This is a genomic window from Streptomyces sp. NPDC058086 (assembly GCF_042885015.1).
Classification (GTDB): domain Bacteria; phylum Actinomycetota; class Actinomycetes; order Streptomycetales; family Streptomycetaceae; genus Streptomyces.
The window spans coordinates 14790-15759 of record NZ_JBHVST010000162.1 but is presented as its reverse complement, the minus strand read 5'-3'; the positions used below and the strand labels follow the sequence as shown (position 1 = coordinate 15759).

At 69.8% G+C, this 970-nt stretch carries 1 protein-coding gene; it reads left to right on the top strand.

The window, feature by feature from the left end:
- Window positions 1–57: 57 nt before the first annotated feature.
- Window positions 58–927 (top strand): esterase/lipase family protein, encoded by an 870-nt coding sequence (locus ACFVWD_RS53750; protein WP_389606104.1) that lies wholly within the window; start codon window positions 58–60, stop codon window positions 925–927.
- The last annotated feature ends 43 nt before the right edge of the window (window positions 928–970 follow it).

The window sequence follows — 970 nt, the reverse complement described above, 5'->3', positions numbered from 1 at the left end:
GGGGCCTCCCCGTGTTCACGACCATTCCGCACACACGACCGAGGCCAAGGAGGCCCCATGTCCCTGCCCCGCATTCCCGGCGTGAACTCCGAGAGCGCCGCGACCGAACTGCTCAGGACGCCCGAGCGGCTGGCCGGCAACACCCAGTCCGCCGCACACCGGCTGATCGCCGGACTCGACGGCGACCCCGAGACGGACGACTGGGGCCTGCCCCCGACACCGGAACGTCCGCACCCGGTCGTCCTCGTGCACGGCACGCTCGGCGACCGGGAGTCCGTCTGGCGGAAGCTGGCGCCCGCGCTCCGAACGGCCGGGCACCGCATCTTCCGCCTCAACTACGGTGAACTGCCCACGCTCCCTCGTCTGTACGGTCTCGGTGACGTGCGCAAGTCCTCCCAGGAGCTCGCGGACTTCGTGGACCGGGTGCTGGTGGACACCAAGGCGTCGAAGGTGGACCTCGTGGGTCACTCGCAGGGCGGGATGCTCCCGCACTACTACCTCAAGTACCTCGGCGGGGCCGGGAAGGTGCGCCGTGTCGTCGGGATCGCGCCCAGCAACCACGGGGTCGAGGTGGCGGGCCTGACGAAGCTGGTCCGCCAGGTCCCGGGCGTTCAGGCGGTCGTGGAGGACCAGGTGCTCTTCCGTATCAGCCCGGCCTTCACCCAACTGCTGCACGACTCGGAGTTCGTGGGTGAGCTGGTGGCTCCGGGCGACACGGTGGACGGCGTCGACTACACCGTCATCTGGTCGACCCGGGACGAGCTGGTCCAGCCTCCCGAGGCCCAGCAGCTGAAGCCCGCCAGGCCGGAACACCCGGTCACCAACACCTGCCTCCAACTCATCGCCCCGCAGAACCGGACCACCCACCTGGCCATGCCGTACGACCCGATCGTGGTGCGGGAGACGCTCAAGGCGCTGGCCGGCTGAGTCCCGTACGACGACGGAATCGACGAAAGGGAGGGGGTGGTGC